This window comes from Ligilactobacillus ubinensis (genome assembly GCF_024160875.1).
Taxonomy (GTDB): domain Bacteria; phylum Bacillota; class Bacilli; order Lactobacillales; family Lactobacillaceae; genus Ligilactobacillus; species Ligilactobacillus ubinensis.
In genome coordinates this window covers 118,569-133,239 of the sequence record NZ_JAIULA010000005.1, presented here as the reverse complement: position 1 = coordinate 133,239, position 14,671 = coordinate 118,569, and the positions used below count along the sequence as shown (strand labels likewise).

At 32.7% G+C, this 14,671-nt stretch carries 16 protein-coding genes and 1 other annotated feature; of the genes, 15 read left to right on the top strand and 1 reads right to left on the bottom strand.

The genetic code is table 11. The features are described from left to right. Nucleotides 1-270: 270 nt before the first annotated feature. The 15 genes from LB941_RS04095 (at nucleotide 271) to LB941_RS04025 (ending at nucleotide 14,367) form a co-directional block, all read left to right on the top strand. Entirely contained in the window at nucleotides 271-2,094 is a 1,824-nt protein-coding gene (locus LB941_RS04095; RefSeq protein ID WP_253359705.1) for a flavocytochrome c, read from the top strand. 139 nt (nucleotides 2,095-2,233) lie between these two features. After that, a complete protein-coding gene (locus LB941_RS04090) occupies nucleotides 2,234-3,538 on the top strand; it encodes a bifunctional folylpolyglutamate synthase/dihydrofolate synthase (protein WP_253359703.1) in 1,305 nt (434 codons plus the stop codon). Nucleotides 3,539-3,544: 6 nt separating this feature from the next. Beyond that, nucleotides 3,545-4,198, top strand: a complete 654-nt coding sequence (locus tag LB941_RS04085) for an HAD family hydrolase (protein ID WP_253359701.1) — start codon at nucleotides 3,545-3,547, stop codon at nucleotides 4,196-4,198. 41 nt (nucleotides 4,199-4,239) lie between these two features. Continuing rightward, the gene (gene radC, locus LB941_RS04080) at nucleotides 4,240-4,911 is read left to right on the top strand and encodes a RadC family protein (protein ID WP_253359699.1); all 672 of its coding nucleotides are present in this window, start codon (nucleotides 4,240-4,242) and stop codon (nucleotides 4,909-4,911) included. A gap of 137 nt (nucleotides 4,912-5,048) precedes the next feature. Further along, the gene (locus LB941_RS04075) at nucleotides 5,049-5,258 is read left to right on the top strand and encodes a cold-shock protein (protein ID WP_253359697.1); all 210 of its coding nucleotides are present in this window, start codon (nucleotides 5,049-5,051) and stop codon (nucleotides 5,256-5,258) included. Between the two features lie 178 nt (nucleotides 5,259-5,436). Beyond that, nucleotides 5,437-6,441, top strand: a complete 1,005-nt coding sequence (locus LB941_RS04070; protein WP_253359695.1) for a rod shape-determining protein — start codon at nucleotides 5,437-5,439, stop codon at nucleotides 6,439-6,441. A gap of 85 nt (nucleotides 6,442-6,526) precedes the next feature. Next, nucleotides 6,527-7,372: a rod shape-determining protein MreC gene (mreC, locus tag LB941_RS04065; protein ID WP_253359693.1), complete on the top strand. Its 846-nt coding sequence runs from the start codon at nucleotides 6,527-6,529 to the stop codon at nucleotides 7,370-7,372. A gap of 11 nt (nucleotides 7,373-7,383) precedes the next feature. Then, the gene (gene mreD / locus LB941_RS04060; protein ID WP_253359691.1) at nucleotides 7,384-7,896 is read left to right on the top strand and encodes a rod shape-determining protein MreD; all 513 of its coding nucleotides are present in this window, start codon (nucleotides 7,384-7,386) and stop codon (nucleotides 7,894-7,896) included. 24 nt (nucleotides 7,897-7,920) lie between these two features. Next, nucleotides 7,921-8,583: a septum site-determining protein MinC gene (locus tag LB941_RS04055; RefSeq protein ID WP_253359717.1), complete on the top strand. Its 663-nt coding sequence runs from the start codon at nucleotides 7,921-7,923 to the stop codon at nucleotides 8,581-8,583. A 1-nt stretch (nucleotide 8,584) separates the two neighbouring features. Beyond that, entirely contained in the window at nucleotides 8,585-9,391 is an 807-nt protein-coding gene (gene minD / locus LB941_RS04050; protein WP_253359689.1) for a septum site-determining protein MinD, read from the top strand. Between the two features lie 53 nt (nucleotides 9,392-9,444). Next, nucleotides 9,445-9,680 (top strand) — a binding site (T-box leader). A gap of 52 nt (nucleotides 9,681-9,732) precedes the next feature. Further along, complete coding sequence (locus tag LB941_RS04045) at nucleotides 9,733-10,380, top strand: amino acid ABC transporter permease (RefSeq protein ID WP_253359686.1); 648 nt, start codon at nucleotides 9,733-9,735, stop codon at nucleotides 10,378-10,380. A 12-nt stretch (nucleotides 10,381-10,392) separates the two neighbouring features. Further along, the gene (locus tag LB941_RS04040; protein WP_253359684.1) at nucleotides 10,393-11,028 is read left to right on the top strand and encodes an amino acid ABC transporter ATP-binding protein; all 636 of its coding nucleotides are present in this window, start codon (nucleotides 10,393-10,395) and stop codon (nucleotides 11,026-11,028) included. A gap of 68 nt (nucleotides 11,029-11,096) precedes the next feature. Beyond that, nucleotides 11,097-11,897, top strand: coding sequence for an amino acid ABC transporter substrate-binding protein (locus LB941_RS04035; protein WP_425270487.1), 801 nt, complete (start codon nucleotides 11,097-11,099; stop codon nucleotides 11,895-11,897). Between the two features lie 51 nt (nucleotides 11,898-11,948). Then, entirely contained in the window at nucleotides 11,949-13,412 is a 1,464-nt protein-coding gene (cls, locus tag LB941_RS04030; RefSeq protein WP_275979988.1) for a cardiolipin synthase, read from the top strand. Nucleotides 13,413-13,431: 19 nt separating this feature from the next. Further along, a complete protein-coding gene (locus LB941_RS04025) occupies nucleotides 13,432-14,367 on the top strand; it encodes an alpha/beta hydrolase (protein WP_253359680.1) in 936 nt (311 codons plus the stop codon). 118 nt (nucleotides 14,368-14,485) lie between these two features. Here LB941_RS04025 and LB941_RS04020 read toward each other — a convergent pair whose 3' ends face one another. Continuing rightward, nucleotides 14,486-14,608: a DUF4044 domain-containing protein gene (locus tag LB941_RS04020; RefSeq protein WP_253359678.1), complete on the bottom strand. Its 123-nt coding sequence runs from the start codon at nucleotides 14,606-14,608 to the stop codon at nucleotides 14,486-14,488. Nucleotides 14,609-14,671: the final 63 nt, after the last annotated feature.

Below are 14,671 nucleotides of genomic sequence, written 5' to 3'. Positions count from 1 at the left end.
GAGGACGTATCGGTTCGACCCCGATCACCGGTATAGTGATAAGCTTAACTGTTAATAAAGACAGTTAAGCTTTTTTTATACAAACATAAGAAAACGATTTCAAAAAATATAAAAATGATTTATAATCAAGATGGATGTTGTATAATGCATAGTTTGGATTCCTTTTACGTTGAGAGAGTGCAATTTGTAGAAAGTTTGTCACTACGTATCATTTATTAAATAATTCGAAATGTTTAGTATAGATTAGCATAATGTAAAGGAGCGAAAAAGATGAAAGCAGGAACATATATAGCAGTTGGACAAGGCTTTTCAGAAAAAATGGAATTTGAAATCACTTTGAGTGAAGACAAAATAGAAAAAATTACATTTCTACGTCTAATTCCAAATAATGATAATCCTTCACAGATGTTACAAGTAGCAGTTGAAACATTAGCAAAAAATATTATAGCGGATCAATCTATAGAAGTGGATGCCGTTTCAGGAGCAACAGCTTCTAGCAATGGAGTTAAAGAAGCTGTTTTGAGTGCAATTGTTCAAGCAGGAGGAAATCCAGAAGAATTTAAAAGAGTTATTAAGAAAATGGAGAAAGAGAAGCTTGAATCTATTGAAAAATTTGGTTTTCCAAGTATTCCAAATAAGTGGGATTTATCTTATGATGTTGTAGTTGTTGGGGGAGGCTTTGCTTGTTTAGCTGCTGCCCATCGTGCAGCTCAGTTAGGCGCAAATACAGTAATTATTGAAAAAATGCCAATGATTGGAGGAAATTCACAAATAAATGGGGGTGTATATGCTGCATATACTAGTAAAATTGCAGGAAGATTGCAAGAAAAATTACATTTAAAACCAGATACAGCGAAAAAGCATATTGAAGATACTCTTGTTGGTGGAGATTTTATGGGTGATATTAAGTTAGTTAAAAACTTTGTCTATGGCTCACCTTTTTATTTAAATATGATGCTCGATAATGGTTTAGAGGTCAGGGAGTCATTAACTCGCCCAGGTGGCCATTACGGTTATCGAACTTATACGTTGAAGCATGGTGTTGGTTCAGATATTGTAAAGATCCAAAAAAAGTTAGCTTTAGAAGCTGGTGTTAAAATAATGGTTAATACTAAATTAGTACAAATTTATCGAGAAAATAATGAATCAGCAAATGTAGTAGGTATTAAAGTACAAACACCAGATAAAGTGAAAACGATTGAAGCCAAAAAGGGTGTTATTATAGCAACAGGTGGTTTTAGTGCAAATGTAGCAATGCGATCGAAGCAAGTTCCTTATCTAACAGCTGATCTTCCAACAACGAATCATGTTGGTGCAACTGGAGAGGGACTGACAATTGCGCAAGAAATTGGAGCAAACACTATGCAAATGTCATATATCCAGTTATATCCATTTGCAAATCCTGAAAATGGAGTTTTAGATGCTTATGCAGTAATTCCATTTTCAGGGCCAAGTTCAGGGATAGTTTATGTTGATATTAATGGGATGAGATATGTAAATGAAGGAGAACGTCGTGATGTTTGTTCAAAAGCGGCCCAGGATAGTGCTGGTTTTCCAACATTTAGTATTTTTAATCAAAGAATTGCAACTGATGGGGGCTTTGTATCTGAAAAACAATTAGCGGATGGAATAAAGGTAGATCGTATTTTCAAAGCAGAAACCCTGTCTGAACTTGCAAGTATTATAAATTCTCATGCATATAAGGGAAATCATATCAACATGCAAGCAGAAAAACTAATTTCTACAATTAAACAACATAATGAATATGTAAAAAATGGATTAGATCCAGATTTTGGCAAAGTAATAGACAAGAATGTAATGATGACAATCGACCAAGGACCGTATTATGCAATTCCGCAGTGGCCATCGGTTCATCATACAATGGGAGGATTAACAATTAACGAAAAAACAGAAGTTCAAGATGTTTGGGGGAAAATAATTCCCCATCTATACGCAGCAGGAGAGGTTGTTGGTGGTGTCCATGGAACAAATAGATTAGGATCAAATGCAATTCCTGATTGTTGTGTACATGGTTATATTGCAGGACAAGTTGCTGTTGAAGGAACGATGCCTGATTTTATTCCGAATGACTAGTCAATTTATAGAATATTAGATTAGTAAGTCCTACAATTATTTTTTCTAATGGTTGTAGGACTTTTCATATGTCAAAATCCGTTATACAATTTTAATTGTAGTATATGTTATTATACAAATTAAGAGAGTGAGATCAATAATGCATATTAAAAATTATGACGAAGCATTACAATATATTCACGGAAGAAGTCGATTTAAAAAAACACCGACGCTTAGTCGAATGAAGTTTTTAGCAGAGAAGTTAGGAAATCCACAAAATAATTTTAAAACATTACATGTAACCGGTACAAATGGAAAAGGATCAACGACAGCTTTTTTACGAGAGCTATTAAGAGGACAAGGCTTTACAGTTGGAACATTTACTTCTCCATATATAACTAGGTTTAATGAGAGAATTTCTGTTGATGGAAAAATGATTTCTGACGATGAAATTGTAAGATTGGTTAATATAGTTTATCCGATAGTACAAGAAATGGATGAAATAGGAATGTGTTCAACTGAATTTGAAATTATAACGACTATGATGTTTGTTTATTTTGGTGAAAGGCATGCGGATTATGTTGTCGTTGAAGTTGGTATGGGGGGGCTATATGATTCTACCAATATTATTACACCATTAGTTTCTGTTATTACGACGGTAGCGCTTGACCACTCACAGTGGTTAGGAGATAGCATTTCACAAATTGCATATCAAAAAGCAGGAATTATTAAGAAAAAGATTCCTATTGTGGTAGGTCGTGTACCTAATGAAGCTTATGACGTAATTAAAAATATTGCTCTAGAAAAAGATGCAGATTTATATTGTTTGAATAATGATTTTTCTACCCAAGCGCTTAGTCAAAAAAAAGAGTGGGGGGAGTTTTTTAATTATCGGTTTCAGCAAATTAATTATAAGAATCTTTGCACAGGTTTATTAGGGGCATTTCAGATTGATAATGCAGCCTGTGCGTTAACAGCATTTTTAATAGTTGCAAGAAAAGAAAAGTTTATAGTACAAATAAATGATATACGTAAAGCTTTAATGAATACAAAATGGCCAGGCCGCTTTGAAAAAATTAATTCAGAACCATTAATTGTTTTAGATGGTGCACATAATGTTGCTGCTATAGAAAAAATTCAAAAACTTTTGCGTCAAAAGTTTAAGCAGCAAAAAATATATGTTCTACTTGCAATTTTAGCTGATAAAAAGTCAACTGAGATGATTGAAAAACTATCAGAGTTATCAAACACTGAACTAATCATAACTAGTTTTGATGGGCCGCGTAAGGTTACAGATTTGGAAGACATTAAGCAAACTTTTCCAGAAATAAAAAGTATGTCTGTTTGGCAAGAGGCTTTTTTAAAAATCGTAAAAGGAATGTCGGCAGAAGACATGCTTTTAATAACAGGATCATTATATTTTATTTCTGAAGTTAGAAATTATTTTTTAGATAGTGGAGAGTAGTAAAGTATGGAACAAAAATTAGTTTTATTCGATATGGATGGAGTTGTATTTGATTCAGAAAAAATTTATTTTGAAGCTAATCGACTAGCTGGAGAAAAATTAGGATTAACAGTTAGTTTAGAACAATACAAAAAATATCTTGGCGCAGGAAATGATACGATGATTAGAACGCTTGAAGATGAATATGGTGATAGTGAATTAGTTAGCGAATACATGCGCTTAAGTAAAGAAATGATTTATCCGCTAGTAAGAGAAGGTAAGTTAAAAATAAAAAAAGGATTTCACGAGCTAATCTCGTTTTTAAAAGCTAATAAAGTAACGTGCGTTTTAGCTTCAAGTAATACAAAAGAAGAAATAAGTTTTTTTATGGAAAATACTGGTATCACAAATATATTTGACAATATTATTTGTGCAGATGATGTTGAAAAGACCAAACCAGAACCTGATATTTTCTTGAAAGGTTGGAAAAAAGCGGGAGAACCTTTAAAAAAGGAAACTCTTGTTTTGGAAGACTCCTTAAATGGTATTCTTGCAGCTAAAAAGGCTAATTTACCTGTTATTATGGTACCTGATTTATTAGCGCCTAATTTTTTTGCATATCAAAATACAATAGCTATTTTAGATGATTTAATAGAGGTAAAAAAATATTTGTCTAAATAAAAGCAACCTTTTTGCGTATTTATAAGTAAGGAGGTTTTATTATGACATTAACACACATGTATCAAGAAGATAATCTAAAAAAAAGAGTGATGCGTTTTGGAGCTGAATCTCTAACAGACAGGGAGCTATTTTACTTATTAATCGGGGAATTTTTACCAGCAAAAAAAAGCCAAAAATTAACAGTGGACTATTTTGAAGAATTTGGAAACTTAAAGCAGTTGCAGTATTTTACTAGTAAAACATTGCAGAATTTTTTACAAGACAAACAAGCAAGTATATTTTTGGAGATAATTTGTGAGTTTGCCCAACGATATAAAAAAAGGGGACACTTGAATTTAGGACAAATATGTTCAAGTAAAAAAGTAGGTGAATATATGATTGACTATTTAGGTGATCATAAGCAAGAGAATTTAGTTTTAATTTTACTTGATACTAAGAATTATATACTAGCTATAAAAACACTCTTTGTAGGTACATTGAATTCTTCATTGGTTCATCCACGTGAAATTTTCAACATGGCTGTTCGATACAGTGCAGCAAGATTCATGGTAGTACATAATCATCCAAGTGGTATTGTGACACCGTCAGAAAACGATATAGTGATGACTAACAGGTTAAAAAAATGTGGAGAATTATTGGGGATTGAATTGCTAGATCATCTTATTGTAGGAGATACATCTTATTGTAGTATGAGAGAAGAAGGAATTTTATAGAAATATTAAGGAAAATTGTTTTTTATTCATGAAGCATGTTAAAATTAAAAAACATTCTTAATAATTCAAAATAGTAAATAATATAGAAAGGAATATATAGAATGTAGATAGATACATTTTGTATAGTGAAATCAAAAATGTTAATAGGCACAGTACACCAATTTGAAAAGGAAAAAGGATATGGATTTATTACGCCTACTACTGGGGGACAGGATATATTTGTTCATTTTTCAGCTATTAAATCAAAGGGTTTTAAAACTTTAGAGGTTGGACAAAAAGTTTCTTTTGTTAGCGTTGAAGGAAAACGTGGACCTCAGGCGATATCAGTAGAAGTAATACCAGATTAATCAAAATAGTTTAATTAAATTATCGTTAAGATTGGTAGAAAATAAAGGCTTTTGCTGATAAATCTTGTATGCTATAAATTGAAGCAAAATAGTCTGAACGATATCGCTTAAATATGGTATAATTTGATTATATTGTGAATTTAAAGGCCGTTATGGCGTATGAAGGGATGAAATTAAAGTGTTCGGAATCGGGACTAAAAATATTGGAATAGATCTTGGTACAGCCAATACCATAGTCTACACTGAAGGTAAGGGTATTGTATTACGTGAACCTTCTGTTGTAGCTAAAAATACAAAAAATGGCGAAATTGTTTCTGTTGGTTCAGAAGCTCGAGATATGATTGGACGTACGCCAGCTAGTATTGTTGCTATTCGTCCAATGAAAGATGGAGTAATTGCTGACTATGATACGACGGTTGCTATGATGAAGTACTATATTGAAAAAGCAACGGGACATCGTTCAAGTAAGCCATATGTTATGGTTTGTGTACCAAGTGGAGTTACAGAAGTTGAAAAACGTGCTGTTATAGATGCAACTCGTGTAGCAGGTGCAAAGGATGCTTATGTTATTGAAGAACCTTTTGCAGCAGCAATTGGAGCAGGATTACCTGTCATGGATCCTACTGGTAGCATGGTTGTTGATATTGGTGGTGGTACGACAGATGTCGCTACGATTTCACTTGGCGGGATAGTTTCAAGTCGTTCGATTCGTATGGCTGGAGATAAAATTGATGATGCAATTGTTTATTATGTTCGTAAAAATTACAATTTATTAATTGGTGAAAGAACAGCTGAACAATTGAAAATTGATGTTGCTTCAGCATCAGTTGAAGCTGCTAAAGAATTAGACAGTCAAACTATTAGAGGTCGTGATTTAGTAACAGGATTACCTAAGACTATTGAAATTAGACCAGAAGATGTTGCAACAGCAATTCAAGAAGTTGTCGAAGAAATTATTACAGCAATTAAAGAAACGCTTGAAGAAACATCGCCTGAAATTGCTGCAGATGTTATTGATCATGGCATCGTTCTTACTGGTGGTGGCGCACAATTACGTCATCTTCCAGAAGTAATTGCAGAAGCTACTAAGGTTCCAGTCTTTGTTGCAAATGAGCCTTTAGACTGTGTTGCAGTGGGAACTGGTGAATCACTTAAAAGTATCGATGTTATGAAGAAAAAATAATTACTGACGATTAAGTCGTAGCGGTTAAGAGGTTGGAATTTAGTCGTCCAACCTCTTAATTTTTAATTGTAGGAGGGTACATTCCATGCAAAAGGCATTTTTCAACAAAAAGCTTGTTATTATTTTGATTACTTTAATCATAAGTTTTTTATTGATTGCATTTTCAATTTCTGTTCGTAATAATAAAAACACGCCATCATTTATTCAGAGTTTTGGTAATGAATCGGCTGGATTAGTTGATAGAGCAGTTAGTTTTCCTGCTGCGGGTATAAGTAGTATAGGTAAAGCTTTTACTGGATTGATGAATGCTTATCAAGAAAATGAATTGTTAAAAACAAAAATTGACAATTTAGCATCCACGAAAGTAGAAAATCAAACTTTAAAAAGTGAGAATAAGCAACTAAAGAAACAACTTAAGTTGGATAAATCACTAACTGATTATACAAAGATTAGTGCATATGTATTAACACGTACACCATCTTCATGGCAGAACCAAATTGTTATTAGTCAAGGATCAAACTCTGGAGTCACGAAAAACTCAGCGGTTTTGTCCGATGAGGGACTAATTGGTCGGGTTACTGAAGTTAATAAAACTAATAGTAAAGTGGAGTTAATTACCACGCAAAATGATTCATCTAACCGCTTTGCTGTTCAAGTAACAAGTTCTAGCGGATCAGTTATAAATGGATTAATTACAGGAACTTCAGGAAGCTATCTAGTTATGGGGCAAATAACAAGTAGTGATAAAATTAAAAAAGGTACAACAGTTATGACATCTGGTTTAGGAGGAACAACACCACAGGGCTTATATGTAGGAACAGTTATAAAAGTTTCAACAAGTGGTGATAGTTCAAATGAAAAAGTTTATATTAAACCAGCAGCTGATATGAATAATATAAATATTGTGACTGTTGCTAAACGAACAGATTAGAAGGTGATTCGATGGAAAGTGTGAAAATGCGGTATTTGTTTCCGCTAGGTTTGTTTATTGCGCTTTTTTTGGACGGTTCGCTAAGCTTGCAATTTTCTGGGTCAATGTTTACGCAATCTGTTTCAATAGAGAGTAGATTAATTTTATTGTGGCTTGTAATGGCAATTTGCTATGGAAATGTACGTCATATATTTGTATGGGCTGTAATTGCAGGGTATTTTTTCGATACCTACTATACAGGCATTTTAGGATTATTCATTGTTATGTTACCTCTAATAGTTTATATAACTAGATCTATTATGCGATACTTCACGTCATCGTTTATTGTGGTATTATTAATATATCTGATTGATATAACTATATTAACTGTTTTATTTTATTGGGCAAATGCTTTGATAGGTTTTACATCTGTATCGATTACAACTTTTATCAGCAAAACTCTAGGACCTACTTTGGCGTATAATTTAGCAATCTTTGTAATTTTATTTTTCCCATTAGAACAGTTTTTTAAAAGATTTTCTTAAAGGAGTGGAGTTTAATTGGGTGCTGTGGTTCTGAAAGGTCGCAAGGATGGTTATGAATTGATTCTAAAAGCAGATGCTAGCATAGAATCAATTATAGTCGAATTAAAAGAATTATTGGATAATTTGCAACGAGATGAAAATTTAAAGAAGGATACACAATTTACATTTCAGCTAAACACAGGCATGCGTTTGCTCAGTTCGGAAGAGAAAAAGCAATTTGAAAAACTATTTAGTGAATATTCACATTTTTCTATTTATAAAACAGTTTCAGATGTTGTTAATAGACAAGATGCATATGATTTTATGGACAAACATAATGTACATGTTAATGCAGCAACTATTCGTAATGGTCAAGTCGTTACGATAACAGGTGATGTTTTGTTTTTAGGCTATGTTCATCAAGGTGGTATATTACGTGTGACAGGAAATATTTATATTCTTGGTGATGTTGCAGGAATTGTCCATGCTGGATTCGAGGATAATTCTACAGCAATTATTGCGGGTAAAATTGGTAATGCACAACAAGTTCGTATTGGTGATTTAGTTGACATTATGGAAGAAATAGATATTGCAATACCTGACCATACAGTTGTGTATGTTAACGATTTACACAAATTAAGTTATACAAAAGTTGATGAACTAAAATCAATTCGTCCAAAATTGTTTGTAGGAGTGGGAGGATTTTAGAATGGGAAAAGCAATTGTAATCACATCTGGAAAAGGTGGAGTGGGGAAAACAACAACTACAGCTAATCTAGGAACGGCTTTGGCTATGCAGGGTAAAAAAGTATGTCTAATTGACTTAGATCTTGGGTTACGCAACTTAGATGTCGTTTTAGGTTTAGATAATCGCATCATCTATACTATTGTAGATGTAGCTGAAAAAAGAGCTAAATTACATCAAGCCTTGATTAAAGACAAGAGATTTGATAATAAGCTGTTTTTATTAGCTGCTGCGCAAAATACAGATAAGTCTGCGTTGGAACCAGAAGAAGTTGAAGCTATAGTACGGGAATTGAAGCCTGAATTTGACTATATCTTACTTGACTGTCCTGCTGGAATTGAACAGGGCTTTATGAATGCTGTTGTTGGTGCTGATCAAGCAATTGTTGTTTCCACACCAGAATTACCAGCAGTGAGGGATGCCGATCGTGTTGTCGGTTTACTAGAAAAATTTGATTTGGAAGAACCACCTATGCTGGTAATAAGTAGGATTAGAAAGCATATGGTGAAAAATGGTGATATGTTAGATGTGGATGAAATTACACATCATTTGGGTATCAAATTAATTGGTATTGTTTTTGATGATGATGAAGTAATTAGTTCTACTAATAAAGGCGAACCGATAGCTTTAAATGATAAGAATATAGCAGCTCAGTGTTTTAGAAACATTGCACGGCGTATGGAAGGGCAAACGGTTCCTCTTTTAACTATGGAAGAAGAAAAAAAACAAGGTTTCTTTACAAGGATTGGAGCATGGTTTAAACGTTCCTAGTTTCAACTACTTGACATTCTAAGAAAAAAATGATAAATTTCTTAATGATTAAAATAATTACTTTGAGCAGAAGAGTAGGATAGTTTTTATTACTAGAGATTTCTCGGAAGATGAAAAGGGAAAATTAATGACTATTTGAAACACATCTGGGAGTTACTAATCTGAACTGATATAGTAGGATTAGTCGGGTAAGCGTCCGTTATAGCTAAAAGTTACGATAACTTATTAAGGTTGATTTTGTGAAAAATCAATATAATTGAGGTGGCACCGCGTTAATTACGCCCTCTAAGCTGGAAACAGCTTAGAGGGCTTTTATTTTATCAAGAAAAGAGGGTATTTGCATGACATATATTTTTCAAATTTTGCCGTCATTATTAAGTGGCGCTAAACTAACATTACAAGTTTTTGGATGGACATTAATTGGTTCAATACCATTGGGGTTGATAGTGGCTTTAGGGCTTATATCAAATTTCAAAGGTTTAAAAGCAATTTTACATTTTTATGTTTGGTTGATGCGTGGTACACCGCTATTATTACAATTAATATTTGTTTTTTATGGTTTACCAATTTTATCTAGTTTACTGATTTTGCCACGCTATGAAGCTGCACTTGTCGCTTTCATCTTAAATTATACTGCATATTTTGCAGAAATATTTAGAGGCGGATTACAATCTATTGATATTGGGCAGTATGAGAGTGCTAAAGTTTTACGTTTAACATATTGGCAAACAATACGAAAAATTGTTACTCCTCAGGTCATTAAAATTGTGCTTCCTTCAATTGGAAATGAAGTCATTAATTTAATTAAGGATTCTAGTTTAGTCTATGTGATTGGACTGGGGGACCTTTTAAGAGCGGGGAATATCGCTACATCACGAGATGTGACGTTAGTACCGTTAATAATGGTAGGATTAATTTATTTGATAATGACCGCTGTTTTAACTTACATATTACGTCGACTAGAAAAACATTACAGTTATTGGAAATAGAAGGTGATTAAGATGCTTAAGCTAAAAAATGTGACAAAACGATTTGGTAAAAGGACTATTTTAGATAAATTAAATTTGACAGTTGAAAAAGGAGAAATTCTATGTATTGTTGGTGAATCAGGTGGGGGAAAGACGACATTACTTCGTTGCATAAGTGGATTAGAAAGAATTGATGCCGGTGAAATCTATATTGATGATGAAGTATTTGATCCTAGTATACAAACGAATGATTCTGTAATTGGTGTTGTTTTTCAGGATTATAACCTATTTCCACACCTTAGTGTTACTGAAAACATTACATTAGCCCCTATGATGGTTTTAAAAAAAGGTGCGAATGAAGCCAAGCAATTAGCACAGGAATTGCTGATTAAACTCTCTTTAAGTGATAAGGGCGATTTATATCCATATCAACTTTCTGGAGGTCAAAAGCAACGTGTTGCGATTGCCAGAGCACTTGCAATGCAACCTAAAATTTTATGTTATGATGAGCCTACATCTGCTTTAGACCCTAATTTAAGTAAAACTGTTAAAGAAATTATTTTGAGTTTAAAAGAAGCAGGCATGACACAAATAATTGTAACACATGATTGGAAATTTGCAGATGAAATAGCAGATCATGTACTAAAAGTTGAACCCCTTAAAGATTAAGATTTGATAAGCTAGGAGCGATTGGATTGAAGAAAAAAATTAAATTAATAGCTCTTTTTTTGACATGTATGCTCTTAATAACCACGCTTAGTGGGTGTAAAAATGTTACACAACGAGCTAATACCACTGATACTTGGCATAAAATTAAAAATAGAGGGACAGTTATTATTGGGTTAGATGATAGTTTTGTTCCAATGGGTTTTCGAGAAAAAAATGGAAAATTAGTTGGTTACGATATTGACCTAGCTCGGGCTGTATTTAAACGATTAGGTTTGAAAGTTAGTTTTCAGACAATAGATTGGTCAATGAAAGAAACAGAACTACGTAATGGTACAATTGATTTGATCTGGAATGGATATACAAAAACAAAAGCTCGTGAAAAAACAGTGGCATTTAGTCATGCTTATTTAAAAAATGACCAGGTCCTTGTCAGTAAGAAAAAAAATAAAATTAATGTAGCAAAAGATATGACAGATAAGATTTTAGGATTACAGAGTGGTTCATCGGGTTATTCTGAATTTAATCAAGAACCACAAATTCTAAAAAAATATGTAAAACAATCTGTGCAATATGACACATTTACAAATGCATTTTTAGATTTGAATAATAATCGTATTCAAGGATTATTGATAGATAGTGTATATGCTAATTACTATATTGCGCATGAAAAAGATTCTAGTAGTTATAACGTGTCTAATATAGGTTTTCCAAGTGAAGATTTCGCTGTGGGAATGCGCAAGGGAGACAAGACATTAAAAGCTAAAATTAATCATGTCTTAGCACAGTTAGCAGCAGATGGTACATTAAATAAAATTACACAAAAATGGTTTGGGGTAAATGATAGTGTCTCATTTAAAGATGTTAAATAGTTGTAGTACAATGGGGGAAGAGTAAAAAATTTAAAAAAGGGGGAAAATGCGGTGACAGTCTTTAATTTGATTCTTATATTAATTTTTTTAATGAATGAAATTGCAGCTATAATAACAGTTTTTAAAGAAAAAAGAGATATTGCAGCAACATGGGCATGGTTGTTAGTATTGACGCTTTTACCAATAGTAGGATTCATTATATATTTGTTTGCTGGAAAAAAGATTTCACGTGAGAAAATTTTTGACTTACGTACGCAAGAGAGAATGGGTATTGATCAGCTGGTTGCCTTGCAAAAAGAGCAGTGGAATGAAAAAGAATTAATGCCAGAAAATATTTTATCCAATGAATCACGGCAAGCAACACACCTTTTTTTAGAAATAGATGAAGCTATTTTAACCAAAGATAATAGTGTTAGGGTTTTTACAGATGGAAAGCAAAAATTTAGAGCTTTAATTAATGATATTTTGCAAGCAAAGGACCATGTGCATGTGGAATATTATGCAATATTTAGTGATGAAATAGGAACTCAATTAAATGAAGCATTAGTAAAAGTTGCGCGTAAGGGTGTGAAGGTACGTGTTATTTATGATAGTTTAGGTTCTAGAGGACAAAGCCATGGCTTTTTTAAAGAGTTAGAAAAATTAGGTGGAGAGGCAGAACCTTTTTTTGGGCATCGTCATTCTCCTATACATAGTCCTCGTTTTAACTATCGAGCTCACCGGAAGATTGTTGTCATTGATGGAAAAATAGGTTATATTGGTGGATTTAATGTGGGTGACCAGTATCTAGGTAAATCTAAAAGATTTGGATATTGGCGTGATACACATATTAGAATAGATGGTAATGCAGTTGTTGCTTTACAATCACGTTTTTTTATGGATTGGAATGCCACTATTAAGGGGGATAAAAAACGGGTACAGGTAAAATATAGCGATGTCTACTTTCCAATCAGAAATTGTAACGGCAATACAAGTATTCAAATAGTTTCTTCAGGACCAGATAATGAAGTAGAAGCAATTAAACTAGGTTATTTAAAATTAATAAGTAGAGCTAATAAGTATGTGTATATTCAAACACCTTATTTAATACCCGATGATTCTGTGTATGAAGCAATTAGTGTTGCAGCTTTATCAGGTGTAAAAGTTTGTATAATGATTCCTTCAAAGCCAGATCATCCATTTGTTTATCGAGCAACTCAGTATTTTGCAAGGTCACTAATAGACAAAGGTGTCGAGATATATCAATATGAAAATGGTTTTTTGCATGCTAAGACTTTTGTTGTAGATGGGCAAATATCATCGGTTGGATCAGCAAATGTTGATTTTAGAAGTTTTAAGTTAAATTTTGAAACTAATGCTTTTTGCTATGATAAAAATTTGGCGAATGAACTTCGTGATGCATTTGAAAAAGATATTGAACATTGTACAAGGCTAACAGAGGAGTATTTTGCAAAGCAATCATTGTGGTTAAGATTTAAACAATATTTTTCACGACTATTATCGCCAATTCTGTGAAAATTAAAGGAGAATATAAGTGAGAAAAAGAAAATGGCTAAAAATTTTGTTTTTAGCTGTCATTAGTATCTTTTTGTTAATAATAGTAGCTGGGAGTAATTATTTAGTAAGTTACGCTTTTGAAAGAGGAACAATAACTAATGTCAATTCTAAAAAGAAGAAGCAATTAGATATAGACAAGAGCTGGCTAGCTAAAGTCAAAAAAACAACTTGGTATGAGAAATCAGCTACTAATAATTTAAGACTAGTGGCGACATATGTACCTGCTGCGAAAAAAACAAATAAGACTATCATTGTAGCACATGGATATCACGAAAGTCATTTAAATATGGCTAGTTATATCAGAATGTTTCATTCACTTGGATATAATGTTTTGGCACCAGATGACAGAGGAAGTGGTCAAAGTCAGGGGAAATATCTAACCTTTGGTTGGCTTGATAGATTAGACTATGTTAAGTGGATAAAAAAAGTGATAAATTATTCGGGTGAAAATAGTAAGATTGGTCTTTTTGGGGTTTCTATGGGAGCTGCCACAGTTATGATGACTAGTGGGGAAAAATTACCTAGTCAAGTTAAAGCAATTGTTGCTGATTGTGGTTATTCAAGTGTATCTGAAGAATTAACAAATCAGTTAAAGCAACAATTCAACTTGCCTAAAGAACCAATTATTGCAGTTGCTAGAATTATTGCTAAATTGAGAGTTGGATTTGATTTTGGTAAAGCTAGTTCAACTGCTCAATTAAAGAAAAATAAATTACCGACATTTTTTATTCATGGCGATAGCGATACTTTTGTAGCAACAAATATGGTTTATAAAAATTTCCATGCTCAAAAAGGTCCTAAGAAACTATGGATAACAAAGAATACGACGCATGCCATGTCATACTATAATTATCCAAAGACATATAAAAAAAAGATTGGGACTTTCTTTGCAAAAAAACTAGAAAATCAGTAAAAAAGTAAATGTTTTGAATATTAGTTATATAAACATATTGAAATTGACAATTTTTATTGAGAAAAATAAAGCACCGTAAGACTTTATCTTACAGTGCTTTATTTGTATTTTCGTTTAATTAATAACTTAGTAAACCACCAACAGCTGCTAAAACAACGCTAAGAACCGTAAAAATTAACATAACCCAAACAACGATATTAATAGCTTTTTGAAGGCCGGTTTTCTTTTTCTTTTCTTTCAAAAATATCAATCCCTTATGTTTTCACTATAGTAATAATATACATTTAAATTAACCCGACTGTCA

Coding starts and splice junctions, on each gene's coding strand:
- radC (WP_253359699.1), top strand. CDS start 4,240: ATGACATTAACACACATGTATCAAGAAGATAATCTAAAAAAAAGAGTG.
- LB941_RS04075 (WP_253359697.1), top strand. CDS start 5,049: ATGTTAATAGGCACAGTACACCAATTTGAAAAGGAAAAAGGATATGGA.
- mreD (WP_253359691.1), top strand. CDS start 7,384: ATGGAAAGTGTGAAAATGCGGTATTTGTTTCCGCTAGGTTTGTTTATT.
- LB941_RS04035 (WP_425270487.1), top strand. CDS start 11,097: ATGCTCTTAATAACCACGCTTAGTGGGTGTAAAAATGTTACACAACGA.
- minD (WP_253359689.1), top strand. CDS start 8,585: ATGGGAAAAGCAATTGTAATCACATCTGGAAAAGGTGGAGTGGGGAAA.
- LB941_RS04045 (WP_253359686.1), top strand. CDS start 9,733: ATGACATATATTTTTCAAATTTTGCCGTCATTATTAAGTGGCGCTAAA.
- LB941_RS04090 (WP_253359703.1), top strand. CDS start 2,234: ATGCATATTAAAAATTATGACGAAGCATTACAATATATTCACGGAAGA.
- mreC (WP_253359693.1), top strand. CDS start 6,527: ATGCAAAAGGCATTTTTCAACAAAAAGCTTGTTATTATTTTGATTACT.
- LB941_RS04085 (WP_253359701.1), top strand. CDS start 3,545: ATGGAACAAAAATTAGTTTTATTCGATATGGATGGAGTTGTATTTGAT.
- LB941_RS04040 (WP_253359684.1), top strand. CDS start 10,393: ATGCTTAAGCTAAAAAATGTGACAAAACGATTTGGTAAAAGGACTATT.
- LB941_RS04095 (WP_253359705.1), top strand. CDS start 271: ATGAAAGCAGGAACATATATAGCAGTTGGACAAGGCTTTTCAGAAAAA.